General features: G+C 47.9%; 27 protein-coding genes. All 27 read left to right on the forward strand.

Translation table 11 applies throughout. The features are described 5' to 3' along the window. Positions 1–7: 7 nt before the first annotated feature. Positions 8–649, forward strand: coding sequence for a dTMP kinase (gene tmk, locus ACLUWI_RS06240; RefSeq protein WP_412146595.1), 642 nt, complete (start codon positions 8–10; stop codon positions 647–649). A 24-nt stretch (positions 650–673) separates the two neighbouring features. Continuing rightward, complete coding sequence (locus ACLUWI_RS06245; protein ID WP_006500469.1) at positions 674–994, forward strand: cyclic-di-AMP receptor; 321 nt, start codon at positions 674–676, stop codon at positions 992–994. A gap of 32 nt (positions 995–1026) precedes the next feature. After that, positions 1027–2043 (forward strand): DNA polymerase III subunit delta', encoded by a 1017-nt coding sequence (gene holB / locus ACLUWI_RS06250; RefSeq protein ID WP_412146596.1) that lies wholly within the window; start codon positions 1027–1029, stop codon positions 2041–2043. An 18-nt stretch (positions 2044–2061) separates the two neighbouring features. Continuing rightward, positions 2062–2412 carry a DNA replication initiation control protein YabA gene (locus ACLUWI_RS06255; RefSeq protein WP_006500467.1) on the forward strand — a complete coding sequence of 117 codons (351 nt, stop codon included), beginning with the start codon at positions 2062–2064 and terminating at the stop codon, positions 2410–2412. An 11-nt stretch (positions 2413–2423) separates the two neighbouring features. Next, positions 2424–3290 (forward strand): 16S rRNA (cytidine(1402)-2'-O)-methyltransferase, encoded by an 867-nt coding sequence (rsmI, locus tag ACLUWI_RS06260; RefSeq protein WP_412146597.1) that lies wholly within the window; start codon positions 2424–2426, stop codon positions 3288–3290. A 14-nt stretch (positions 3291–3304) separates the two neighbouring features. Beyond that, positions 3305–4066 carry an acyl-[acyl-carrier-protein] thioesterase gene (locus ACLUWI_RS06265; RefSeq protein ID WP_412146598.1) on the forward strand — a complete coding sequence of 254 codons (762 nt, stop codon included), beginning with the start codon at positions 3305–3307 and terminating at the stop codon, positions 4064–4066. Between the two features lie 204 nt (positions 4067–4270). Further along, positions 4271–5770: an exopolyphosphatase gene (locus ACLUWI_RS06270; protein WP_412146599.1), complete on the forward strand. Its 1500-nt coding sequence runs from the start codon at positions 4271–4273 to the stop codon at positions 5768–5770. A gap of 4 nt (positions 5771–5774) precedes the next feature. Continuing rightward, positions 5775–8021 (forward strand): RNA degradosome polyphosphate kinase, encoded by a 2247-nt coding sequence (locus ACLUWI_RS06275; protein WP_412146624.1) that lies wholly within the window; start codon positions 5775–5777, stop codon positions 8019–8021. Then, the gene (locus ACLUWI_RS06280; RefSeq protein ID WP_412146600.1) at positions 8014–8973 is read left to right on the forward strand and encodes an exopolyphosphatase; all 960 of its coding nucleotides are present in this window, start codon (positions 8014–8016) and stop codon (positions 8971–8973) included. The genes ACLUWI_RS06275 and ACLUWI_RS06280 overlap by 8 nt, the downstream gene beginning before the upstream one ends. Before the next feature lie 107 nt (positions 8974–9080). Further along, positions 9081–10079, forward strand: a complete 999-nt coding sequence (galE, locus tag ACLUWI_RS06285; protein WP_412146601.1) for a UDP-glucose 4-epimerase GalE — start codon at positions 9081–9083, stop codon at positions 10077–10079. 114 nt (positions 10080–10193) lie between these two features. Further along, complete coding sequence (tsaB, locus tag ACLUWI_RS06290; RefSeq protein ID WP_412146602.1) at positions 10194–10919, forward strand: tRNA (adenosine(37)-N6)-threonylcarbamoyltransferase complex dimerization subunit type 1 TsaB; 726 nt, start codon at positions 10194–10196, stop codon at positions 10917–10919. Continuing rightward, complete coding sequence (gene rimI / locus ACLUWI_RS06295) at positions 10903–11463, forward strand: ribosomal protein S18-alanine N-acetyltransferase (protein ID WP_412146603.1); 561 nt, start codon at positions 10903–10905, stop codon at positions 11461–11463. Before tsaB ends, rimI begins: the two co-directional genes overlap by 17 nt. Before the next feature lie 6 nt (positions 11464–11469). Beyond that, positions 11470–12522 carry a tRNA (adenosine(37)-N6)-threonylcarbamoyltransferase complex transferase subunit TsaD gene (gene tsaD, locus ACLUWI_RS06300; protein WP_412146604.1) on the forward strand — a complete coding sequence of 351 codons (1053 nt, stop codon included), beginning with the start codon at positions 11470–11472 and terminating at the stop codon, positions 12520–12522. Positions 12523–12833: 311 nt separating this feature from the next. Beyond that, positions 12834–13280 carry a 3-hydroxyacyl-ACP dehydratase FabZ gene (fabZ, locus tag ACLUWI_RS06305; protein ID WP_033934303.1) on the forward strand — a complete coding sequence of 149 codons (447 nt, stop codon included), beginning with the start codon at positions 12834–12836 and terminating at the stop codon, positions 13278–13280. Positions 13281–13352: 72 nt separating this feature from the next. Beyond that, entirely contained in the window at positions 13353–13793 is a 441-nt protein-coding gene (locus ACLUWI_RS06310; RefSeq protein WP_272216025.1) for a MarR family winged helix-turn-helix transcriptional regulator, read from the forward strand. 16 nt (positions 13794–13809) lie between these two features. Further along, entirely contained in the window at positions 13810–14784 is a 975-nt protein-coding gene (locus ACLUWI_RS06315) for a beta-ketoacyl-ACP synthase III (RefSeq protein WP_412144527.1), read from the forward strand. Between the two features lie 33 nt (positions 14785–14817). Continuing rightward, positions 14818–15066 (forward strand): acyl carrier protein, encoded by a 249-nt coding sequence (locus ACLUWI_RS06320; protein WP_272216027.1) that lies wholly within the window; start codon positions 14818–14820, stop codon positions 15064–15066. A gap of 1 nt (position 15067) precedes the next feature. After that, positions 15068–16000, forward strand: a complete 933-nt coding sequence (locus ACLUWI_RS06325) for an ACP S-malonyltransferase (protein WP_412146605.1) — start codon at positions 15068–15070, stop codon at positions 15998–16000. Next, a complete protein-coding gene (gene fabG, locus ACLUWI_RS06330; RefSeq protein ID WP_412146606.1) occupies positions 15991–16722 on the forward strand; it encodes a 3-oxoacyl-[acyl-carrier-protein] reductase in 732 nt (243 codons plus the stop codon). Before ACLUWI_RS06325 ends, fabG begins: the two co-directional genes overlap by 10 nt. Before the next feature lie 9 nt (positions 16723–16731). Continuing rightward, positions 16732–17964, forward strand: a complete 1233-nt coding sequence (fabF, locus tag ACLUWI_RS06335) for a beta-ketoacyl-ACP synthase II (RefSeq protein ID WP_412146607.1) — start codon at positions 16732–16734, stop codon at positions 17962–17964. 7 nt (positions 17965–17971) lie between these two features. Next, positions 17972–18394, forward strand: a complete 423-nt coding sequence (locus ACLUWI_RS06340) for an acetyl-CoA carboxylase biotin carboxyl carrier protein (protein WP_074504512.1) — start codon at positions 17972–17974, stop codon at positions 18392–18394. 3 nt (positions 18395–18397) lie between these two features. Then, on the forward strand, positions 18398–18832 hold the full coding sequence (gene fabZ / locus ACLUWI_RS06345; RefSeq protein ID WP_412146608.1) for a 3-hydroxyacyl-ACP dehydratase FabZ: 435 nt from the start codon (positions 18398–18400) through the stop codon (positions 18830–18832). Between the two features lie 9 nt (positions 18833–18841). Further along, positions 18842–20212 carry an acetyl-CoA carboxylase biotin carboxylase subunit gene (gene accC, locus ACLUWI_RS06350; protein ID WP_412146609.1) on the forward strand — a complete coding sequence of 457 codons (1371 nt, stop codon included), beginning with the start codon at positions 18842–18844 and terminating at the stop codon, positions 20210–20212. Further along, positions 20209–21060, forward strand: coding sequence for an acetyl-CoA carboxylase carboxyltransferase subunit beta (locus ACLUWI_RS06355; RefSeq protein ID WP_412146610.1), 852 nt, complete (start codon positions 20209–20211; stop codon positions 21058–21060). The genes accC and ACLUWI_RS06355 overlap by 4 nt, the downstream gene beginning before the upstream one ends. Beyond that, positions 21053–21826, forward strand: a complete 774-nt coding sequence (gene accA / locus ACLUWI_RS06360; protein ID WP_412146611.1) for a carboxyltransferase subunit alpha — start codon at positions 21053–21055, stop codon at positions 21824–21826. Before ACLUWI_RS06355 ends, accA begins: the two co-directional genes overlap by 8 nt. A 12-nt stretch (positions 21827–21838) precedes the next feature. After that, positions 21839–22603 carry an enoyl-ACP reductase FabI gene (gene fabI / locus ACLUWI_RS06365; RefSeq protein WP_412146612.1) on the forward strand — a complete coding sequence of 255 codons (765 nt, stop codon included), beginning with the start codon at positions 21839–21841 and terminating at the stop codon, positions 22601–22603. 210 nt (positions 22604–22813) lie between these two features. Further along, a complete protein-coding gene (locus ACLUWI_RS06370; RefSeq protein ID WP_412146613.1) occupies positions 22814–26257 on the forward strand; it encodes a pyruvate carboxylase in 3444 nt (1147 codons plus the stop codon). Positions 26258–26283: the final 26 nt, after the last annotated feature.

The raw sequence follows: 26283 nt of genomic DNA on the forward strand, positions 1-26283 counted from the left end.
AATGATAATGGACGGTAAATTTATTTCATTTGAAGGGCCAGATGGAGCGGGTAAAACCAGCGTTATGCGTCAGATTACGGCCGATCTGAAAAAACAGCTGGGATCGGATGGTGTTTTGTATACCAGAGAGCCAGGCGGCAACCATATTGCTGAGCAGATTCGGGATGTCTTGTTTGATGCTCGCAATACCGATATGGATCCGCGCACGGAAGCACTGCTGTTTGCGGCGGCGCGGCGACAGCACCTGGTTGCCGATATCATGCCAGCGCTCAAAAGCGGCAAGGTAATTCTCTGCGACCGCTACGTTGACAGCTCAATTGCCTACCAAGGCGCTGGTCGTGGCCTGGGAGAGGATAACATCTGGCGGATCAATCAGTTTGCAATTGACGGCTTGATGCCGGAACTGACGATTTATCTGGATATTGATTCTGAACTGGGCCTTAGGCGAATTGCGCAGAATCGTGCTGATCAGGTTAATCGGCTGGATGAAGAGGCACTTTCTTTTCATCGCAAGGTCCGAAGCGCCTATCAGAAGCTGGCGCAACAAAACCCTGATCGGATCGTTACGATTGATGCCAGTCAGCCGTTGGTACAGGTGATTTCGGCAACTCGTTTGGCAATTCATCAGCGCTTTGAGCAACTGTTTTAAGCGATTTTTTAAGGAGGGCTTATTATGAAAATGATTATGGCAATCGTTCAACCAAAAGATGCCGGTAAACTGCGGGATGCTTTTATCGACAACAATATCGGTGCGACCAAGCTGTCATCGACGGGTGGCTTTCTAAGAGAAGGCAACACCACTTATATGGTAGTCGTAGAAGATGATCGGGTTGATGAAGTATTGGAAATCATCAAGCATAATGCCAAGTCGCGTGAACAGTACATGACCCCGGCAGCCCAGATCGACAACGGTTCATCGGCCATTCCGATTAACGTTCAGATTGGGGGAGCAACGGTCTTTATCCTGCCAGTCGAAAAATTTTTACAGTTTTAAATTGCAAACCGATCAAGACGAGGTGATCCAAAATGGCAAATGCCACGCAATCAAAATGGCAAGCTGAACGACTGCAGCCAGCAATCAGTCAACGCCTAAAAAAAACGATGGCTCAAGGTGAATTGGCACATGCCTATTTGTTTGCCGGCCCGTCTGGATCAGGGAAAAAAGCATTGGCGCAGTGGATGGCCCTGCGCCTTTTTTGTGAACAGCCGCAAGCTGGCGAGCCGGATGGAACCTGCAGCGAGTGTCAGCGAATTCTTTCGGGCAATCATCCCGACGTAGTTATTGCAACTCCAGAGGGTCGGCAGATCAAGGTTGATACGATTCGGCGCTTAAAGGCAGAATTTACCAAAAGTGCCGTGGAAGGCAGTCAAAAGCTGTTTATCATTGAAGATGCTGAAAAAATGACGACAAGTGCCGCCAATAGTCTGTTAAAATTTATTGAAGAGCCGCTGCCTGGCATCTATATTCTGCTTTTGACGACCAATAAAAGTGCCGTTTTACCAACAATTCGTTCGCGTACCCAGATTATTGAACTGCAGCCGCTGCCCAAAAAGATTCTGCATGAGATGCTGGATCAAGCCGAGATTCCCATTGGTCTGCAGTCGATTGCGTTAGGATTAAGCGATTCAACGGCGCGGATTAAAGAATGGATGGTAGATGACTGGCTCAATCAAGCGGTCCAAGCCGTCGTGCAGTGGTATAAAGAATGTGGTCGGGCTGATCTGATAGCCTTTGTCACGGTCCAGACAACGCTTTTGAAAGTGGCTGACGATCGCGAAAAACAAGCATTGGTCTTGGACTTGATGGCTTTGATCTGGCGCGATACGCTGATGGTGGCCAATGGTGCTGATGAAATTGACGATCTGCATTTCAATGATCAATTGACGATGGTAAAAGAAATCGCGCAGCATTATCGATTGGACCAGTTGCTGAAGGTCAGTGAACTGACACTGGAAACCAGGCATTTAATGGACCAGAATATTTCATTTCAAAATACGGCCGAGCAGCTTTCACTACGCATTATCAATGTCTTGCAGCGATAGAAATGAGGAAAGACGTAAATGAGTGAGCGAGTAGACAAAAGCAAGATTTATGAACGATTCACCAGAGTTACCAAGCAAACCAAGGATCTGGTCGACAGTATGGAGGAATTGCAGTCAATGATGACGGCGGTTCTAGAAGAAAACGCAGAGCTATCAATTGAAAATGAGCATCTACATCAAATGCTCAAACAAAAGCATCAGCAGGCAACCAAAGATGGCTTGACCGATTCAAGACGCAACTTGCAAAAACTGTATCAAGAAGGCTTTCATGTCTGCAATGAGTACTATGGCAAGCGACTGGATGAAGACGATTCATGCGCGTTTTGTCTGGATGCAATCTACGGGCGTCACGATCAGCCGCAAAAGTAAGGGTGATATTTATGCAACAGATTCGCAGCTTTACTGATAATGAAACGGGACGACTCTATTTGGTACCAACGCCAATCGGTAATCTTGACGATATGACGTTTCGGGCCGTCAAAACGCTGGCGGCAGTTGACCTAATTGCTTCAGAGGATACGCGGCATACGCAGATGCTTTTGAATCATTTTGAGATTGATACCAGACAGATCAGTTTTCATGAGCATAATACCGAACAGCGGATTCCGCAGCTGATTGAGCTTTTAAAGCAGGGCAAGTCGATTGCGCAGTGCAGTGATGCCGGCATGCCGTCAATCTCTGATCCAGGTCGGGAGCTGGTTGCAGCAGCGGTTGAAGAAGGCTTGCAGGTTGTTGCCCTGCCCGGTGCTAATGCTGGGATTACGGCCCTGATTGCTTCTGGTCTTAATCCGCAGCCATTTTATTTCTATGGTTTCTTAAGCCGCAAGCATCAACAACAGATTGCAGAATTGATACCGCTAAATCAGCATCAGGAAACGATGATTTTTTATGAAGCACCACATCGATTGGCAAAAACGCTGAGTTCAATGGCCGAGGTTTTTGGCTTGGATCGCAAGGCAGTTTTGGCAAGAGAATTGACCAAGCGTTATGAGGAATTTTGTCGAGGGTCATTGGAGGAATTAGTTCAGTGGGCAGATACGCATCAGATTCGCGGTGAGTTTGTGATTCTGGTGGCTGGCAACGATCATCCTGACCAGCCAGCTGATGATTCGGTCAGTCTCAGTCTAAAAGAGCAGGTCGACCAGGAAATTCAGCATGGTCTTTCAACCAATGCGGCCATCAAGCTGGTTGCCAAGCGCAATCAGATCAAGCGCCAGGATTTATATCGGCAGTATCATGAGCTTTAAAATGAGGTGAGACGATGGCATTGAAAGCCCCCTTGGTATATGAAACCAAGCATCATTTAAGTTACTATGAATGCGATGCAACCGGCCATCCCAGCTTAAGTATGCTGATCAGTATGGCTGTGCAGGTATCAGAAGAACACGGCAATTCGTTAGGACTGGATACGGCAACCATCCAAAGCTATGGCGGTGGCTGGGTGATTACCAGCTATGAAGGATTCTTTGCCGCACAACAGCCGATTAATGGTGAAGAGGTAATTCTGGGCACGCGGGCGATTGCCAATAATCGTTTCTTTGCCCTACGCGAATTTTGGATTCAATCGGCGGATCGTCGCGTAGAATATGTTCGCTTGACCGGACTGTTCGTTTATATGAACCTGCAGACGCGTCATTTAATGTCGATCCCACAAGCAGTCATTGAGCCTTATCATGGTCCGGAAAAGAAGCGGCTGCCTAGATTAGCTAAGGCTCAGGGACTTCAAGACGTTAGATGTAAAAACGACTACCATGTTCGATTCTTTGATATTGACTCAAATCGTCACGTCAATAATGCTCGCTACTTTGACTGGATGCAGGATCCGCTGGGGGCAGAATTTTTAACGCGCCATCAGCTGAAGCATATGACGATGCGCTATGAAAAAGAAGTGCGCTATGGTCAGACCGTCACCAGCGAGATCAGCAGCCCGTATCGCAATGAAAATGGTGAGTTGACCACTGATCATCGAATCGTTGTTGATGGTCAGCTGGCAGCGGCCTCAACAATGACTTGGAATGAATAAAATACGCAAAATCGCGTCTGTCAAGCCGGCAGAGGCGATTTTTTAGTATGATGAACGGCTTTGACACGATGCAATTTTGGCTTTTCACATTATTTACAATGCAAAAAAGTTTTAAGGCCCAAACAGGCTGAAATTGGTGGTATTCTTTATATATAACAGATAAAAAGGGCATTCAATGAATAAAATCATGTGAGGAGTGTTAATTTGAAAAATTCGTTATTTGGGATTATTTTCCTAGAGCCGGATCGCTTGACGCTTCGGATTGTAGAGCTCCCAACCCTTAAAATCATCACCGAGGTCCAATCAGGGGCTTTGATCGTTGGCAGTCATAATGTTGCCAACTATGCACAAAACATGCAGGCTATTGTTGATAATCTGCAAGGTTTTCAACGAATTCTGCATGAATATCAAGTTGAAAAATTTGCCTTTTATGGCTCTTTAGAAGATTTAAACATGGTTGAGGCTCGCTATATTGCCGAGCAATTAAAAGTCAGGACTGATTTGAATATTGAATGGCTCAGCAACAATCAGCTGATGGCCAGTGCATTGGCAGCTGTAATGGCCCAGATGCCGCAGTTCAATGAGCTCAGTAAAAAAGCGTTGTATATTTTGACGATTGGCCTGAACACGACGCGGCTTTCCTATTTCCGTCACGGCAAGTTTCAGACGTCATGGGATATTGATCTGGGCGAGGCGCGCGTCAACCACCTGGCCCAAACGCTGCGCCAGACTACGACAACGCCAAGCGAAATTATTCTGGACTATATTTCAAGCAAGCTAGAATATCTAGTGCCAGAGCTGCGGCATGTCAAAAATTCCAATCTGCTGATTCATAACGTAGGAACGATGGCTCAAAGCTACGTTAAGCCAGATGAGATGCTGGGCAAGGTGCCGCGTGAAGACTTTGAAAAACGCTACCAACGGATTGTCAGCTCGTCTAATCAGTTCATTATCAATCATTACAACGTCGATGAGCAAAGCGTCAACTGGGTATTGCCCAACTACCTGGTAATTTCGCGCACCATTCATCTGTTGGATGCACAGCGGATCTATGCCACCAGTCTGCACATTTTAGATGGCCTGACGATTATGCAGCTGGGTGATCGCTCACTGATTGACAACATGATCCGAACCTCAGCAGCTAACATGGCGCAACGCTATGGAGCCGACACAGCGCATTCAACGTTTGTTACCAGAGTTGCGCTGCAGCTGTTTGATGCTCTGCAGCCGATTCACCGGCTTGATCGGCATGATCGCCTGCTTTTAGAGATTGCCTGCAAGATTGAAGATATCGGCAATTTTATCAATCCACAAGGGCACTATCGGCATTCGCAATACATCTTAGAATCTAATCCGCTGATTGGGCTTTCGGCTGATGATAACCGTACGATTGCTGAAGTAGCGCGCTATCACAGTTCTGAGAGTCCTGACGTTGCTCAGGCCCACTATCGGCATATGGATGATGACATTCAAATGCCCGTTGCCAAATTGGCGGCAATTTTAAGGGTGGCCGACTCATTGGACGATTCGCGCCTGCAAAAGATTTCGCGAATTGAGCTGCGCCTGCAGGATGATCGTCTGTTGATCACGGCACATGCCAATGACGATCTGGTCTTGGAAAAGTGGGCCTTTCAACGAAAAAATCAGCTGTTTACCGATGTCTATGGCCTAAAGCCAGAATTAATTGCCAAGGAAGGGGAATGAAATGATGTATAAAGATTTTTATCAGCCGCAAAACTACGTCAACCGTGAGCTTTCCTGGATTGACTTTAATGGTCGGGTCTTAGAAGAAGCGCTGGCCCCAGAAAATCCGCTGCTGGAGCGGGCTAATTTTCTGGGGATTACGCAAAGCAATGTGGACGAGTTCTTTATGGTACGAGTTGCCTCGCTGCATAAGCTTTCGGCCGCCAACGTTACGACAACCGATGCTTCAGGGATGACGCCTAAAGAGCAACTGGACGCGGTTAATGAAAAAGAACACGGCATGGTTGAGCAGCGCTATCAGATTTATAATGATCAGCTGCTGCCAGAACTGGCATCACAAAATATTCAAATTTTACATGTCAGAAATTTGGATGCTGAACAATATGAATACATTCGTCGCTACTTTAACGAGGAATTAATGCCGGTACTGACGCCAATGGCTGATGATACATCGCGGCCATTTCCTTTTATCTCCAACAATTCGCTCAACATTGCAATTAAATTGGAGCGCGATCCGGAAAGCCTGCACGTTAAAGAGCACGAAATCCTGGAAGGCGATCAGGAGATTCAAGGCCGCTCTCAAGAACCTCATGACGAGAATACTGAAAATGAAGAGAAATTTGCTACGGTGCGGGTACCTGAGATCTATAAGCGTCTGGTCAAGCTGCCGGGTGAAAATAAGTTTGTCTTATTGGATGAATTGATTAAGGAATTTTTGTCGGTGCTCTTTCCCGGCTATCGCATCATTTCTTCTGGTACCTATCGGGTCATGCGGGACATGGATCTGGACGTTGCAGAAGAAGACACGTCTGATCTATTGCGGGCCGTTCAGCATCAACTGCGGGAGCGTGAACATGGTCATGTCATGCGCTTGGAGGTTGAGCGTGATATTGATCCATGGTTGGAAAATCATCTGATTAAGAACCTGCATGTAAATGAAACGGCGGTCTACCGCGTCAATGGACCAGTTGATCTGACGTTTTTAAAGAAGCTTTCCGGCATGGTCAAAGGACACGATGATCTGCGTTATCAGCCGTTCAAAGCGCACCTTGATCCGTGCTTTGATATGGATCATAATATCTTTGAGGCAATTCGCACCAAAGATCATCTGGTTCAGCATCCTTATGATGATTTTCAATCGGTCGTCAACTTCATTCATCAAGCGGCCACTGATGACCAGGTTTTGGCAATTAAGATGACCTTGTATCGTGTCTCGGGCAATTCGCCGATCATTAAGTATCTGGGGATGGCTGCTCAGCAAGGCAAACAGGTTACGGTGTTGGTTGAAGTCAAGGCACGGTTTGATGAACAAAACAACGTTCGCTGGGCGCGGCGTCTGGAACGAATGGGCTGTCACGTTATCTATGGTCTGGTTGGCTTAAAGACGCACTGTAAGCTGGCGTTGGTTATTCGGCGTGACGAGGATGGCATCCGGCGCTACATGCATCTGGGGACTGGTAACTACAATGATGTTACGGCTCATTTCTACACCGATATGGGACTGTTTACGTGCGACTACGAACTGGGTGAAGACATGACTAACCTGTTCAATATGCTTTCAGGATTTGCTCGACCACGCTACTTCCATAAGCTGCGAGTCTCACCAGATGGCATCCGGGAGTTTATTGATGGCAAGATTGATGAGCAGATCAAGATTGCTAAGGCCGGCAGCCCAGCTTTGATTCGCATGAAGATGAACTCGTTGTCTGACAAGCAGATTATCGCGCGGCTTTATGAAGCGGCCACGGCTGGCGTTAAGATTCAGCTGCTGATTCGCGGGATTACCTGTCTGCGCAATGATCTGCCTCAGCTGCACGAAAACATTGAGGTTCATTCAATCGTGGGGCGTTTTTTGGAACACTCACGGATCTATTACTTCAAAGGCAACGGTCATGAAGAGATCTATCTGGCCAGTGCTGATATGATGACGCGGAACTTAAACCGGCGCGTTGAGGAGCTGTTCCCAGTTTTGGAAAGTGATACCAAGGCCCGGGCAATCGATATTTTTGACAAGATGTGGCAAGATAATGTCAAGACACGGATTCTGCACGGCAACAAGTATGAACGAATTGACCGCGGCAAGACGCAGCCGTTTAGCTGTCAAGAATACTTTATTGCGCAAGCTCAGGCAGCTAACCGAGCTGATAAAAAGGAAACGGAACAGCATCAAGCAGCCAGTGCCTTTCAACCAATGACGCGTCATGTATCCAAGCTGCATTTGAACGATAAAGAGGACAATGCGCATGATTAATCTAGCGGTTATTGATCTGGGCTCGAATTCGGTTCGACTGCGAATTACCGAAATTGACGAGTCTGGCAATTATAATTTGGTAAGCTATGAAAAAGAATACGTTCGCCTTTCAGAAAACATGGGGCCAGAAAAAATGCTCAAGCCGGCGCCGATGGATCGGACGATAAAAGCACTGCAGCATTTTAAGCAGCTTTGCATGGCGCTGAAAAACGTTCGGGTGATTGCAGTTGCCACGGCTGCCGTTCGTCAGGCTGCCAACCAGACGGAATTCTTAAAGCGGGTCAAGGCAGAGACCGGTTTTAGCTTTAAGGTAATCTCTGGTGAGCGGGAGGCTTATCTGGACTATGTTGGCGTTACCAGAACCCTGCCGATTAAAAACGGGTTGATTATTGATACTGGTGGCGCCAGCATGGAATTGATCTATGTCGATGATGGACAGGCTGAAGAAATTATCAGTCTGCCGATCGGTGCGGTGCTGCTTTCTCAAGAATATCATCTGGATGATCAGATTAACTCTGCTGATTTGTTTGATGCCATCGTTAGAGTTGATCACGCGTTGGGACCTCAGCACTGGCTGCAGCGGGCACGACACCAAGAAGTCGTAGCACTGGGTGGCAGCAATCGAGCCCTGGCCAAGATTTATCGCTGGCAGTTGGAGGCTCAGGGCAAAGGTCGTCAACCCGTTCATGGTCTAAAAATGTCGACAGCTGATGCCAATCGCATTATGCACTCGCTGCTGGCGATGGATAAAAAGCAGCGGGCCAACGTTCATGGCATTGCTTCTGAACGGGCTGATGTAATTGTTGGCGGCCTGCTGCCGTTAATGGCGATTTTGCGGCAGTTAGACGTCAAACAGCTGACATTTAGCAATAACGGTCTGCGGGAAGGATTGATGTTTAAGTTCTTGGACCATGAAATTATGAGCAGTATCGTTCAGCCGCTGACGGATTAAATTTTTAAAGATTGATATCAAATGGGTTTTTACTAAAATTTTATGTTATAATTTTACCAAGAGAGAAATGAAGAGGTAAACCCGTCAAGATAAGGGAGGAAAACACTTTGGCTATTTTAGTTGCAGGTGGGGCCGGATACATTGGCTCACACATGGTTAAAGATTTAATTGAACATGGTTATGACGTGGTCGTTGCAGACAATCTTTCAACGGGACACAAAAAGGCCATCAATCCAAAGGCTAAGTTCTACTATGGTGACATTCGCGATCGTGCCTTTCTGGATCGGATTTTCGTTAATGAGAATATCGAAGCCGTTGTTCACTTTGCGGCCTTCTCAATCGTTCCCGAATCAATGAGTGAGCCTTTGAAGTACTTTGACAACAACACGAGTGGCATGGTTACGCTTTTGGAAGCCATGCGCGACTTTGGCGTTAAGTACATTGTCTTCAGCTCAACGGCGGCTACTTATGGTACGCCGGAACACATGCCAATTAAAGAAACCGATCCTCAAAAGCCAATCAATCCATATGGTCTGTCCAAGCTGATGATGGAACAAATGATGGCATGGGCTGACAAGGCTTATGGCATTAAATTCGTGGCTCTGCGCTACTTCAACGTGGCTGGGGCTGCTCCAGACGGTACGATTGGCGAGGATCATGGTCCCGAAACGCACCTGGTTCCAATCATCATGCAGGTTGCACAAGGCAAGCGCAAAGAACTCAGCATCTTTGGCGATGACTACAACACCCCAGATGGTACCAACGTGCGTGACTACGTTCATGTCATGGACCTGGCTGATGCCCACATTCTGGCTTTGCAGTATCTGAAGAAGAACAATCAATCCAACCAATTCAACCTGGGTTCTTCAACGGGCTTTTCCAACAAGCAGATGCTGGAAGCTGCTCGTGAGGTTACGGGTAAGGAGATTCCAGCCAAAATGGCGCCACGTCGTCCGGGAGACCCTGACTCGTTGGTTGCGGCCAGTGAAAAGGCACGTGAAGTCTTGGGTTGGAAGCCAAAATTTGATGACGTGCACGACATCATTGCAACGGCTTGGAAGTGGCACTCCACGCATCCGAAGGGTTATGACGACCGCAACAATTAAAAATCAAATATTAATCGCTTAAATAAAAATGAGTGCGGTAAGAGCTAAAAGCTGGCCGCACTCATTTTTAAGTTGTGTGATAAAATTGCTAAGTACGAAAGGAACGAGAAAATAATGAAAATACTTGCAATTGATACCTCTAATCACCCAATGAGCGTGGCATTGGTGGAAGACGATCAGCTTTTAGCCACAACGACGCTTAATATGGTCCGCAACCACAGCATTTTTCTTTTACCGGTAATTAATGATTTGTTTCAAAAAGTTCAATGGCAGCCCCAAGACCTGGATCGCGTAGTAGTTGCTCAGGGTCCGGGATCATATACCGGCATCCGCATTGCAGTAACTACTGCCAAGGTGCTGGCGGATACTTTGGACATCGAATTGGCAGGCGTCTCCAGCTTAAAAACGGTGGCGGCTAACCTGGCCCCAGCAACTGACGCCTTGATTGTGCCATTCTTTGATGCACGACGCGGCAACGTTTTTGCAGGGGCCTATCAGTGGCAAGACAATCAACTGATTAACGTACTGCCTGATCAGCACCTGTCAATGCAGGCTTTGTTCGATCAATTGGCAAAATTTGAAAAACCAGTCTTAATGGCAGGTGAGCTGACTGACCGTTTACGAAACCAGCTGAAAAACGTGCCGAATCAGCTGAAGTTTCTGCCGACTGCATTTAGTATTCCTTCAACCTATCAGCTGGCCTTGCTGGGTGAAAAGGCAGTGCCGGTTAAAAACATTGATGAATTTGTGCCGCAATACTTAAGAATTACTGAGGCCGAGGCAGTTTGGCACCACCAGCACCCAAATGCCCCACAGCAGGATTATGTTCGAGAAGTTTAAGAATTGGCTGGAACAGGTTGGCAGCACTGACCGGATGCCAATGACGTTTGCCAGCCGTTCGATCAGACTTAATCACCAATCTGGTACGATCTGCCAGGCTAAAGAAACTGATATTGCTGCCATGGTGCATATTGAGGAACTGATCTATGGTGTGGCACCGTGGAATCGAGCGGCATTTGCAGCGGATCTGAAGAAAAATGATCGGCTGTATCTGGTGCTGAAAAATGCCAATGAAGATGTGTTGGGCTTTATCGGCTGCTCATTTGACTGGAATCGTGCTGATGCTCATATCACCAACTTTGGCGTGCATCCGGCTTTTCAAAGACAAGGACTGGGAACCTACCTGTTGCAGACAACCAGGCAGATTGCTCTGGCACAAGCAATGCGCACGATGAGCCTGGAAGTCAGAGTCTCCAACTATCAAGCACAGCGGCTCTATCGGCAGATGGGTTTTATGGATGGCGAGATCAAGCGGCATTATTACCTGGATAATCATGAAGACGCGTTGGACATGATTGCCCAGCTTGAAGAAGTGAAAGGATAGAATAAAGTGGCAAAGAGAAATTTGATTTTGGCGTTTGAAAGCAGTTGTGATGAGACCAGTGTGGCGGTCATTGAGGATGGGCAAAAGATCCTAAGCAATATCGTAGCAACCCAGATCTTGAGTCATCAGCGTTTTGGCGGGGTCGTGCCTGAGGTTGCCAGCCGTCATCATATTGAGCAGATTACAAAATGCATTGATAAGGCCCTAAATGAGGCAGGCGTTGATTATGGTGACTTAAGTGCGGTCGCGGTTACGTATGGGCCCGGTCTGGTTGGCTCACTTTTGGTAGGCGTGACGGCTGCCAAAATGGTTGCCTGGGCTCATCAATTGCCATTGGTGCCGGTCAATCATATGTCAGGACACATATACGCGGCTCGGTTTGAAAAGCAGTTTGCCTATCCGCAGCTGGCACTATTGGTTTCGGGCGGGCACACAGAACTGGTTTATATGGCCAGCGAGCATGAATATGAGATCATTGGCGAAACGCGTGATGATGCGGCAGGTGAAGCCTACGACAAGATTGGCCGGGTTTTGGGGGTTAACTATCCAGCTGGCAAAACGATTGATGAGTGGGCAGCCAAAGGATCCGATACCTTCCATTTTCCGCGGGCGATGGAAAAAGAAGACAACTATGATTTCAGTTTCAGTGGTCTTAAAAGCGCCTTTATCAACACCGTACACAACGCCAACCAGCGTGGTCAGGAACTGGATAAATATGATCTGGCGGCCAGCTTTCAGCAGAGCGTAGTCGACGTACTGGCTGAAAAGACGATGCGGGCGTTGAGCGACTATCCTGTCAAGCAGCTGATCTTGGCTGGCGGTGTGGCAGCTAATCACGGCTTGCGCAACCGCTTAAAGCAGGACTTGGAAAAGCAGCATCCGGAAGTAGAACTTTTGATGGCGCCATTGAGACTATGTGGCGACAATGCGGCCATGATTGGAGCGGCCGGTTGGGTAAACTATCTGCATGGCGATCGTGCCGGTTGGGATCTCAATGCGGTTCCTGGGCTTTCATTTGCAAGAAGCAATGCGAACCCAGATCTGACAACAACTAAATAAATAACCACCCCATTATTTTGAGAGTCTTGTATTTCTTGATTGAAATGCGAGACTTTTTTATTAACAAAACTTTGATAATCAAAATATTTTTATAAAAGTTATCCACAAGATATGAATTGATTATCATATTTATCAATGAGCACCGTTATTGTAATTAATAATGATACTTTGAGACATCAAAAGATATTTTTGCGTTTATAGAAAGCGGTTACGGAAGCAGGTCGATGGTTGACTAAAAATTTGAATGACATATAATTCGAATATCGAATACTTTGATACTCGAAATACTTTTTTGAAGGCAGGTGACAAAATTGGCACTGATGACGGCACAAGAAATCATGGATCTGATTCCCAATCGCTATCCGATCTGCTATATCGATTATGTCGATGCCATGGAACCTGGAAAAAGCATTACTGCGACTAAAAACGTTACGATCAATGAATCATTTTTCCAAGGTCACTTTCCTGGCAATCCGGTTATGCCGGGGGTCTTGATAATTGAAACGCTGGCTCAGGCGGCTTCGATTCTGATTCTGAAATCACCAGAGTTTTTCAAGAAAACGGCATATCTGGGAGCAATTCACAATGCTAAGTTTCGCCAAATGGTTCGTCCTGGCGATGTAGTGAAGCTTGAGATCGAAATGATTAAAAAGCGGCGGCAAATGGGAATTGTCAAGGCAGTAGCCAAGGTCTTGGACAAAAAGGTCTGCAGCGCTGAATTGGTCTTTGTAGTGGCGGATCGCCAAGCTAAGATTTAGCCGCGGTTTAGTCTATAATGTATTTTGATAATCAAACTATTTGAGCTGCTAAGCAAAGGAGAAAAATACATTATGAATGACGACTACCAAGAAATTAACCAGGCATTGGTGCGGGCCTATAACGGAATCTTGTGGGTTGAAGAGCACGAGCTGCGCAAAAGCATGTTTCGTGATTTGACGATCAAGGAGATGCACGCAATCGATGCAATCACCATGTATAATCACCAGACCGTTTCACAGGTTGCGCAAAAGCTGCATGTCTCACCAGGTACGATGACGGCAACGGCTGATCGATTGGTGAAAAAGGGCTATGTAGAACGCTATCGTGATGAGGATGATCGGCGCGTGATTCGGCTTGGCTTGACTCATAAGGGTCGCGTGCTGTTTCGTGCGCACCGTGCTTTCCACAATATGATGGTTAAGGGCTTTTTAAAGGATATGAACGATGAAGAGCTAAAAGTCGTTCGTAAGGCGATGCGCAACTTGGAAGATTTTCTGGATGAACATGCCTGAAAGGATGAGAAAGCCTTTGGAAGACTTAAAAATCGTACAGACGGCCAGCTGGGTTCCTGATCAGGTTATTGATAATGATGACTTGAGTCGGATTATGGATACCTCTGACGATTGGATTCAATCAAGAACCGGAATTAAGCGTCGTCATATCAGCAAGTACGAAAATACGGCTGATCTGGCATTTAAAACCGGCCAGCTGCTTTTAAAGAAAAGCGGTTGGCAGGCTGAGGAGCTTGATCTGATTTTAGTGGCTACCATGTCGCCAGATGCCTATACGCCTTCAACGGCCGCAATCGTTCAAGGCAAGCTGCAGGCCAAAAATGCAGTTGCCTTTGATGTTTCGGCAGCCTGTTCGGGATTCGTCTATGGCTTGGCAATTGCCAGTCAGATGATGAATACGGGAATGGTAAAAAAGGCCATGGTAATTGGCAGCGAGGTCTTAAGCAAGTTGATTGACTGGCATGATCGAACGACTGCCGTTTTATTCGGTGATGGTGCTGGGGGCGTCTTATTAGAAAAAGTGCCGGTTAAAGCACCGACCCTGTTAGGACTACAGCTAAAGACCTTTGGCGAATTAAGCAATGAGCTGAGTGCTGGCATGACGAGTCCGGGAAATACTTTTCCCAAACCACTGACTGGACTGATGCCATTTAAAATGAATGGACGAGAGGTCTACCGTTTTGCCACGCATGAGGTACCCGAATCAATTTTGCAGGCCAGTGCTCAAAATAAGCTGACGCTGGATCAGATTGATGTTTTTTTGCTGCATCAGGCCAATGCCCGCATTATCAAGCAGGTAGCCAAGCGCCTCAAGCAGCCTTTAGAAAAGTTTCCCATCAATATTGCTGAATATGGCAATACTTCTGCCGCTAGCGAACCGATTCTTTTAGACGAATGTATTGAAAAAGGAATGATCAAACGAGGCGATATTTTAGCCTTGAGTGGTTTTGGCGGCGGTTTGACAACGGGAACGATTATTTTAAGATACTGATTTTGAACAACCAAAAGAAATGAGGACAAAGAAATGACTAAAGAAGAAATTTTTGCAACGGTAAAAGAAATCGCAGCTGAAGAACTGGATGTCGATGAAGCTAAGATCGTGTCAGATGCCAAAATCAAAGAAGATCTAGAAGCAGACAGCTTGGACGTTTTTGAAATCATGAACGAACTGGAAGACAAGTTTGACATTGAACTGGATGTTGAAGATGGTGCCGAAACGATTAACGATGTCGTTGAACTGGTAGCTAAGCAGCTGGCAGCCAAGGAAGACTAAGATGCAATTAGGGATTCTGTTTAGCGGTCAAGGAGCGCAAAAACCAGGAATGGGCTGTGACCTGCTGGCTGATGAGACGTTTTTAAAGACGCTGGAACAGGCCAGCGAGGCAACTGAACTTGATATCGTCAAACTTTTGAAGAGTGAAAATGGCGAGCTGAATCAAACCAGATACGTTCAGCCGGCACTGGCAGCTTTTAGTCTGGGAATCTGGCGCATGCTGCAGCGCGATCTCCCCAACTTGCCGGTAGCGGGCATGGTCGGGCTGTCGCTGGGCGAATATCCAGCTTTGATGGCGGCTGAATCCTTGTCGATTGATACTGGCTTTGCTCTGCTCAAGGATCGCGGTCAATATATGCAGACAGCTGCAGATGAAGTTGCTAGCACAATGGCGGCGATCATTGACCCAAACAATGATCTGGTTGAAAAAATTTGTGCCCAGCTGTCAGATGCCTGGGTTGCCAATTACAATTCGCCAAGACAACTAGTGATTGGCGGTACTCAAGCAGGAATCAAAGAGGCAGTAGAACGATTAAACGCAAATCAAGCAGCCAAGCGCGTAATTAAGCTGAATGTCAGCGGGGCTTTTCATACGCCGCTGTTTGACGGCGCTCGCCAAAAGATGAAAGCCCGCCTGCGCGACGTTAAATTTAACCAGACGAAAGTTCCTGTGATCAGTAATACGATCGTGGCTCCGTTCCAAGCTGAAGAAACGGCAGTCATTTTGGAACGTCAACTGGCGGTACCGACTCATTTTGGTCAAGACCTGCAGTATCTAATTGATCATCAAAAGATTGAAGGAACGTTGGAAATTGGTCCCGGCAAAACGCTCAGCAAATTTGCCAAGCAGGTTGATGCTGGTTTAACGCGGGAACATATCGAAACGCGGCAGGATTATGAAAACTTTGTAAAGGAGCATGCCCAATGGAGCTAACCAATAAAACGGTACTGATTACCGGCAGCTCAAGAGGAATCGGCGCGGCAACGGCACTGGCATTTGCCAAGGCGGGCAGCCGCGTGATCTTGAATGCACGTCATGAATTGCCAGCCTCATTAAAGCAGGAGCTGGATGAGCTTGGTGCTGAATATTGCTTTTTACCAGGCGACGTCAGTAATGAACAGGTCGTTAAGGAATTAACCAAGACTGCATGGGAAAAGTTTGGCGGAATTGATGTATTAATCAATAACGCTGGCATTACGCGTGATCGCCTGCTGATTGGTATGAAGGCGGCAGACTTTGACGAAGTTCTACAAGTCAACTTGAAGGGGCCATTTTTAATGATTCAGGCGCTGCTTAAAAAGATGTATAAGCAGCGGGCAGGCGTCATCATCAATCTAGCCAGCGTCGTTGGTCTGCATGGTAATGCCGGCCAGGCCAACTATGCTGCCAGCAAGGCGGGAATCATTGGCTTAACTAAGACGGTAGCTAGAGAAGGCGCACTGCGAGGGATTCGCTGTAATGCCATTGCACCAGGGATGATTGCCAGCGACATGACGGCTGCTATGCCGCAAAAAGCGCAGGACCAGATTTTAGAGAGCCTGCCTTTAAAGCGTTTTGGCGAACCGGCAGAAATCGCGCAGACGGCTTTGTTTTTAGCCCAGAATGATTATGTAACCGGGCAGACGATCGTAGTTGATGGCGGGATGACGATTTAGGAGAAGCTTATGACAAGAGTTGTAATTACAGGTATGGGGGCTGTTTCCCCAAACGGCAATGGCTTTGATAAGTTTGTTGAGAACACCTTAGCTGGTAAGATCGGCATCAAGCCAATCACCAAGTTTGACGCAGAGCCAACTGGCATTACGGTAGCCGGTCAGATTGACGATTTTGATCCCGGCGCAGTCGTTGGCAAGAAAGCCGCGCGTCGGATGGATCTTTATTCACAATATGCCATTCAAACAGCAGCTGAGGCAGTTGCGATGGCTGGTATCAATGAGGAAAATACGGCACCTGAAGATCTGGGTGTTATCTATGGCTCAGGAATCGGCGGTTTGACCACGATTCAAGAGCAGGTAATCAAAATGCACGACAAAGGTCCCAAACGAGTTTCGCCAATGTTCGTGCCAATGGCGATCGCCAATATGGCCGCGGGCAATATTGCGATTCGCTTCAATGCGCAAAACATCTGTACGTCAATCGTAACGGCTTGTGCAACGGGAACCAACTCGATCGGTGAAGCCTATCGTCAGATTAAGGAAGATCGCGCGCAGGTCATGATTGCCGGTGGATCAGAAGCTTCAGTCAATGAAATCGGAATTGCCGGGTTTGCCGCTTTGACTGCACTTAGCACGACGACGGATCCTTTGAAAGCTTCACGGCCATTTGACAAGGATCGCAATGGCTTTGTCTTGGGCGAAGGTGGCGCGGCACTGGTTTTGGAGAGCCTTGAGCATGCTCAAAAGCGAGGCGCTCAAATCTTAGGTGAGATTGTTGGCTATGGTGCGACTGGCGATGCCTATCACATTACTTCTCCTGATCCAGAAGGTCGTGGTGCGGCAAGAGCCATGCAGCAGGCAATTGACGAAGCTGGGATTGCTCCAGAAGAAGTCGATTATATCAATGCTCATGGTACGGCAACTCATGCCAATGATGCTGGCGAGTCACTGGCCGTCAATCAGGTCTTTGGTAAGGACAGCAAAGTGCTGGTCAGTTCGATCAAGGGCATGACCGGTCATCTACTCGGGGCGGCCGGAGCAATTGAAGCGGTCGTTACCGTTGCTGCGCTACAAAAAGGCGTGTTGCCGCCGAACGTTGGCTGTGAAAATCAGGATCCGGCCTGTCAGGTCAATCTGGTTGACCAAACCAATCAAAAGCAGCCCGATGCCGAATATGCCCTGAGCAACTCATTTGGCTTTGGTGGACATAATGCCGTATTGGCTTTTCGAAAATGGAAGTGATTTTTAATTGGAATTAAAAGACGTTCAGCATTTAATGAAGGCGTTTGAGGCCTCGGATACCAGAGAGCTTAAGATTGATGATGGCTCATTTCATCTCTATCTGAGCAAGAATCAGCAGGCAAATGGCGAAGCTGATCTAAGTCCGCAGCCATCTCATGCAGAGCCAGCACGTCCCATGGCTGTTGCAAGTGCCCAGCAGATCAAGGCGCCTTTGGTTGGGACGGTCTATCTGCAGGCCAAGCCAGAACAGCCTGCCTACGTCAAGGTTGGCAGCCATGTTCACAAAGGCGATGTCGTCTGCATTATTGAGGCAATGAAAATGATGACAGAGGTTAAAAGCGATCAAGACGGCATTATCAGCGCGGTCAAGGTTAAAAACGGCGAGCTGGTGGAGGTTGATCAGCCTTTGTTTGAAGTTACGGAGGGTTAGTCAATGACTGAAACGATTTTGGATTCAAACGCGATTCAAAAGATCATTCCCCATCGCTATCCGATGCTCTTGATTGATCGCGTAATTGAACTGGAACCAGGCCAAAAAGCCACGGCGATTCGTAATGTTACCATCAATGAAGAAGTCTTCAACGGTCATTTTCCGCAAAATCCGGTTCTGCCAGGTGCGCTGATCGTTGAATCGCTGGCGCAGACGGGCGCTGTGGCACTTTTGTCAGAGCCTGAGTTTGCAGGCAAGACGGCTTATTTTGGCGGCATCAAGGCGGCTGAGTTTCGCAAGGTCGTTCGTCCCGGTGATACGTTAAGACTTGAAGTCGAGCTGGAAAAAGTTCGCGGTCAAGTCGGGCTGGGTAAGGGCGTAGCGACGGTTGATGGGAAAAAGGCCTGCACCGCAGAGCTTACCTTTTTGATTGGCTAGGTGAAAAGCATGTTTTCGAAAGTATTAGTAGCCAATCGTGGCGAGATCGCAGTGCGGATCATCCGCTCGCTGCGTGAACTGGGTATCAAGTCGGTGGCTATCTATTCAACCGCGGATCGCGACAGTCTGCATGTCCAATTAGCCGATGAGGCCGTTTGCGTAGGTGGACCGCGGCCGCAAGACTCATATCTGAATATGCAGAATATCTTGGCAGCTGCAATTGGTACGGGCGCTCAGGCCATTCATCCTGGCTTTGGCTTTCTTTCGGAAAATGCAGCTTTTGCTGAGATGTGTGAAGCCTGTGGGATTGTCTTTATCGGGCCGAAAGCATTGACGATCGATCTGATGGGCAATAAGGAACATGCCAGAGAGCAGATGAAAAAAAGCGGGATTCCGGTAATTCCCGGCAGTGATGGTTATCTTAGTGATGTTGAAAGCGCCAAGCAGGCAGCAGCAGCAATCGGTTATCCGGTTTTGCTAAAAGCAGCGGCAGGCGGTGGCGGTAAGGGAATACGGCGCATTGAGGATCAGGATCAGATGCAGCAGGCGTTTGATGAGGCCCAAAGTGAAGCGCGGCTGTCATTTAATGATGACCGCATGTATCTGGAAAAGATACTGGAAAACGTTAAGCACATTGAGGTTCAAGTCTTCTGCGACGATTTTGGTCATGCCGTCTGGTTTCCGGAACGTGACTGTTCATTGCAGCGCAACAAGCAGAAAGTAATTGAAGAAAGTCCCTGCTCATTGATCAGTGAAGATGAGCGCCAATATCTAGGAAAACTGGCGCTTAAGGCGGTTCAGGCAATTGACTATCGAAATACTGGGACGCTGGAGTTTTTGATGGATCAAGCGCATCATTTTTACTTTATGGAGATGAACACGCGTATTCAAGTTGAGCATACCGTTACGGAAATGGTAACCGGCATCGATTTGGTTAAAGCCCAGGTAATGGTTGCAGCTGGCGCAAAACTGCCTTTTAAACAGTCCGACATCAAATTGCATGGTACGGCTATCGAATGTCGCATCAATGCCGAGGATCCGCGAAAAGACTTCATGCCGTCAACGGGGACGATCAACTACCTATATCTGCCGGTTGGCAATCTGGGAATGCGGATTGATACCGCGCTTTATCCGCAGGCCAAGGTGACGCCTTATTACGACTCAATGATTGCTAAAGTGATTGCACTTGGCCATGATCGCAATGAAGCCATTGAAAAATTGAAGCGGCTATTAGGCGAGATGGTGATTACGGGAATTACGACCAACCAGAATTTTCACCTGGCAATCCTCAACGATCCTGAATTTTTGCGCGGATCGATGACGACCAATTATCTTGAACGGGACTTTATGCCGCGTTGGAAAGGAGAGACCGGGCAGTGAAGCTTTATGTGCAGAAGAAAAACACGCTAAGCGAACGTCATGTTAAGGCCGATCAAAAAGCAGATGCCAAGGTTCCAGATGATCTGCTGCGCAAATGTCCGCAGTGTGGGCTGACGATTATGAGCCGCCAGCTGGACTGCTATGCAGAGTGTCCGCAGTGTCATTACGGCTTTCGCATTGGAGCTCGGCAACGTTTGGCCTGGCTGACCGATGAGTTTAACGAGCTGGATATGGACCTGCAAACCAAGGATCCACTGACTTTTCCTGGTTATCAAGATAAGCTGAAGGCTGCTCAAAACAAGACTCAGCTCAACGATGCCGTTTTGACTGGCGTGGCTAGGCTTGGCAATCAGCAGGCAGCTTTAGGCATCATGGATCCAGGTTTTATCATGGGGTCTTTAGGGACGGTTGCTGGTGAAAAGATTACGCGGCTGTTTGAGTACGCAACGCTGCACCGTCTGCCCGTCATAATGGTTACGGCATCTGGCGGAGCACGAATGCAGGAAGGAATTCATTCTTTGATGCAAATGGCTAAGATCAGCAATGCAGTTGCCGCACATGATCAGGCTGGTCTTTTTTACGTAGTTGTCTTAACCGGACCAACGACGGGTGGAGTTACGGCCAGTTTTGCCATGCAGGGCGATATTACCCTGGCTGAACCGCATGCGTTGGTTGGTTTTGCCGGCCGACGCGTAATTGAGCAGACAATGCACCAAAAGATTCCTAATGATCTGCAAGCTGCTGAAAACCTATTGAGACATGGTTTTATAGATGCAATCGTCAAACGAGCAGATGAAAAGGCAATGTTGGAACGCCTGCTTAAGCTGGGGGGTGCCATGCGTGTCTGAAAAAACGGCGGTTGAAATCGTTAAGGCTGCGCGCAGTGAAGAAAAGATCACCAGTGCTGAAATTTTAACGCAATTATTTTCTGATTTTATTGAATTGCACGGTGATCGCAATGGGACTGATGACCCAGCCATTAAAGGCGGTATTGCAGAATTTCACGGTCAAGCAGTGACGGTGATCGCGACTGATCGTGGTCAGAGTATTGAAGAACGTATGGCCTGTCATTTTGGCTGCCCAGAACCGGGTGGCTATCGGAAATCGCTACGCTTGATCAAGCAGGCGCAAAAGTTTGGCCGTCCAGTCTTTTGTTTTGTCAATACGCCGGGGGCCTATCCTGGTCAGTCAGCAGAAGAAAATGGTCAGGGATCGGCAATTGCTCAGAATCTACTGGAGATCAGCAAGCTGGCAATTCCAATCATTACGGTGGTCTTTGGTGAAGGCGGCAGCGGCGGTGCATTGGCGCTGGCTTGTGGCGACGAGGTCTGGATGCTTGAAAACAGCACTTATTCAATCCTTTCGCCGGAAGGATTCGCCTCGATTCTATGGAAGGACAGCTCTCGTGCAGCTGAGGCAGCAGAAATCATGCAGTTGACGCCACAAGCCTTGAAAAAGCAGGGCGTCATTGAGGGAATCATTGATGAGCCAGCCGATCACCAGGCCGTTATTGCCAATCTGGATGCAGTTTTGACTAGTGAGCTGGCAGCACTGCAAAAACTAACGCCAGCCGCACTGCTTCAGCGTCGCCAGCAACGTTTTAGAAAGTTTTAGTGAGGGAAAAGAATGGAAGGAATTTTAAGCAATAAGCAAATCGTAGTCATGGGCGTAGCCAACAAGCGCTCGATTGCGTGGGGATGTGCTCAGGCGATGGAAAAGCAGGGGGCAACCGTGATCTACACTTACCAGAACGAGCGCATGAAAAAAAGCGTCAGTCGTTTAGTTGAGGATGAAAAACGTTTGGTCGAATGCGACGTTGCCAACGACGACAGCATCCAGACGGCTTTTAGGGCAATTAAGCAACGTTTCGGCAAAGTGGATGGGCTGGTTCATGCCATTGCCTATGCCAAAAAAGAAGAACTAAGCGGCTCAATTCTAAACGTCAGTCGTGAGGGCTATGCGCTGGCTCAAAACGTTTCGGCTTACTCTTTGATTGCCGTTGCCAAGGCAGCCCATGAGCTGGACTTGCTTAACGATCCTGCCAGCATTGCTACTTTGACCTACTTCGGCTCAGAGCGGGCAATCCCCAACTACAACGTCATGGGGATCGCCAAGGCAGCCTTAGAGGCCAGCGTTCGCTATTTGGCCCGCGACATGGGTTCGCTGGGAGTGCGGGTAAATGCCATCTCGGCTGGGGCGATGAAGACTCTGGCAGTTACGGGAATTGACAACCACAGTGATCTTTTAAAGATGTCACAGGAGCGGACGACTGATGGTCAGTCCGTTACCTTGGAAGAAATCGGTGGCACCTGCGCCTTTTTGATGAGTGATTTGTCAAAGGGCATTGCCGGCGATATTATTTATGTTGATAAAGGCGTTCATTTGATCTAGCAAAAAAGGATTCAGAGCTCTGAATCCTTTTTAATTTTGCTAAAAACAATAATATTATTTAAAAAATTAAAAAATGGTTCGACTTTTATTGAAAAATCTTAGTGGTTTCTCATTTTTTGGGCAATCAACCTAAAAATTTATGATATAATTTTGCCTTGAGGTAGGGAGAAAGTTCGTTACTGTTGACGATTGATTAAGGTGGTGTGTTTCGTGAAGAAAGTTTTAATTGCCAATCGAGGCGAAATAGCAGTTCGGATCATTCGTGCCTGTCATGAGCTGGGCTTGAAGACGGTTGCTGTTTACGCTAAAGAAGATGAATACGGCGTCCATCGTTTCCGAGCAGATGAGGCTTATCAGATTGGTGCAGGCAAAAAGCCAATTGAAGCTTACTTGGATATGGATGATATTATTCGAGTCGCTAAGCAGACCGGTGCCGATGCCATCCATCCCGGCTACGGTTTTTTAGCGGAAAATGAAGAGTTTGCACAAAAATGTGCGGACAACGGCATTATCTTTATTGGGCCAACCGTCCGTCAGCTGCAGCTGTTTGGCGACAAGGTTGCGGCTAAGGAAGTTGCGGTCAAGGCTGGCTTAAAGACGATTCCAGGTACGGATGAGCCGGTTCAGTCAATTGATGAGGTTCGCGAATTCGCTCATACGCATGGCTATCCAATCATGATCAAGGCAGCCATGGGCGGTGGCGGTCGCGGGATGCGGATCGTTCACGATGATGATGAGCTTGATGGCGCCTACGATCGAGCCCGCAGCGAGGCCAAGCAGTCATTTGGCGATGATGAGCTTTACGTTGAAAAGTATCTGAAGAACCCTAAGCATATTGAAGTGCAGATCCTAGCCGACCAACATGGGCACGTCATGCATTTGTTTGAGCGTGACTGCTCGGTTCAGCGGCGGAATCAAAAAGTGATCGAGTTTGCGCCGAGTCTGGCCTTGAATGAAGAACGGCGCCAGGCAATCTGTCAGGCAGCCGTTAAGCTGATGGAAAGCGTGCACTATCAAAATGCGGGGACGGTTGAATTTCTGGTAACCGATGACGACTTTTACTTTATTGAGGTCAACCCGCGGATTCAAGTTGAGCATACCGTTACCGAACTGATTACCGATATCGATATCGTACAGTCACAGATTTTGATTGCCGATGGTGCCGATCTGTACGAGGACCTTGAACTGCCGGCCCAGGATCAGTTGAAGTACAGCGGCTATGGGATTCAATGTCGGGTAACGACTGAAGATCCAGAAAACAACTTTATGCCAGATACTGGCCGCATCGAAACCTATCGTTCACCTGGTGGGATGGGCGTACGGCTTGATGGGGGCAATGCCTATGCCGGGGCCGTAATCACGCCATACTTTGACTCGCTGCTGGTTAAGGCCTGCGTTCATGGTCGAACTTTCAAGTCAGCGGTACGGCGCATGATTCGGGTGCTGCATGAGTTCCAGATTCGCGGAATCAAGACCAATATTCCGTTTATGCTCAACGTCTTGCATCATCCAGTCTTTGCGGCTGGTCAGGCTCATACGACATTTATTGACCAAACGCCAGAACTGTTTGACTTCAAGCATGAAAAGCCGGATGCAGCCAAGCAGCTGCTGACCTATGTTGGTGACGTTACCGTTAATGGTTTTAATGGCGTCAAGGCACGCGAACAGGTTCATGCTGCCGAATTAAAAGCGCCAAAGATCAATTTGGAACGTCACAATGGCCTGCCAATCGTTAATGCTAAGGATATTTTGGATCGAGACGGCGCCGAGGCGGCAATGAAGTGGGTCAGCGACCAAAAACGCGTATTGATTACTGATACGACGATGCGAGACGCTCACCAAAGTCTGTTTGCCACGCGGATGCGGACCAAAGACATGCTGCCAATTGCCGACCTTTACGATCGCGCCATGCCAAACGTCTTCTCGGCTGAAGTGTGGGGCGGGGCAACCTTTGACGTGGCCTACCGCTTCTTAGGCGAGGATCCGTGGCAGCGGCTGAAGATTCTGCGTGAAAAGATGCCGCATACTATGCTGCAGATGCTTTTGCGGGGATCGAACGCGGTTGGTTATAAGAACTATCCTGACAACGTCTTAAAGAAATTCATCGATAAGAGTGCTGAAGATGGCGTTGACGTCTTTCGAATCTTTGACAGTCTGAACTGGATTGAACAAATGCAAAAGAGCATTGAATATGTTCGTCAGACTGGCAAGATTGCTGAAGGGACGATGTGCTACACGGGTGACCTGCTCAGCCCAGACGAGCATAAATACACGCTGGACTACTACAAGACGCTTGCTGGTCAGCTGGTTGATGCCGGAGCCCAGATTATTGGCATCAAGGATATGGCTGGACTGCTCAAACCACAGGCCGCCTATGAACTGATTGGCGAACTGAAGAGCAAGTATGACGTACCGGTTCACCTGCATACGCATGACACGACCGGCAATGGGGTTGCAACCTATGTTCAGGCTACCAGAGCCGGAGTTGACGTGGTTGACGTGGCTTCCAGCGCGCTTTCGGGAACGACCAGTCAGCCAAGCATGAGCAGTTTCTACTATGCTTTAGCTGGTAATGAACGGCAGCCGGAACTGGACATTGAAACGGTCGAAAAGATCAATGACTACTGGGCACAGGTCAAGCCACTATACCAAGACTTCATGAATGGCATTACGTCACCGCAGACCGACATCTATCAAACTGAGATGCCTGGCGGTCAATACTCCAACCTGCAGCAACAAGCTAAGTCGTTGGGACTGGATGACTTTGACGAGGTCAAGGCCAAATATCGTGAAGTTAATGCCCTGCTTGGCGATATCGTTAAGGTTACGCCAAGCTCTAAGGTGGTCGGCGATCTGGCCATCTTTATGATCCAAAATGGCTTGAATGCGGAAAATATTATTGAACGCGGTGAAACGCTTGACTTCCCAGAATCTGTAGTCAACTTCTTTGCGGGTGATCTTGGTCAGCCATATGGCGGTTTTCCAAAGCAGCTGCAAAAAGTCGTCTTAAAGGATCATCCAGCGATTACGGTTCGTCCTGGTAGTCTGGCCCAGCCGGTTGACTTCGATCAGATGACTAAGGAACTGGCTGAGCAGCTGAAGCGCCAGCCAACCGCTGAAGAAGTCATCAGCTATGTATTGTACCCAGACGTTTATCTTGATTATGTCAAGCGCAATCGTCAATATGGCAAGATCGGCGTCCTGGACACGAATACGTTCTATCAAGGGATGCGCCCAGGCGAAAAGATCTACGTCAATCTGCGGCCGGGTCGTACGGAGATTCTTGAACTTAAGACGGTTTCTGACATGGACGTTGATGGCAACCGCCAGCTGCTGTTCTCTGAAAACGGTCAACAGCTGGTCTTGACGGTCAAGGATCAGACACACGCTACTACGGCCAAGGTTAGCGTGCCAAAAGCCGATCCGCACGATCCAGGTCAGATCGGGATGCCGCTTAATGGGACGGTCGTTGACGTGATGGTCGAAAACGGTCAAGAGGTCAAGAAGGGTCAGACGCTGGTCGTAACCGAAGCCATGAAGATGGAAACAACGATCAAGGCTTCGTTTGACGGCAAGATTGACAAAGTCTATGCCAAAGCTGGTTCGACGATGGAAAGCCAAGACCTGCTGATTCAAATGAGTCCTTTAAGCTAATACAGCTTGACAGTATTAATTTATAA

The sequence above is a fragment of the Limosilactobacillus mucosae genome (assembly GCF_046939755.1).
In the GTDB taxonomy this organism is placed as follows: domain Bacteria; phylum Bacillota; class Bacilli; order Lactobacillales; family Lactobacillaceae; genus Limosilactobacillus; species Limosilactobacillus mucosae_A.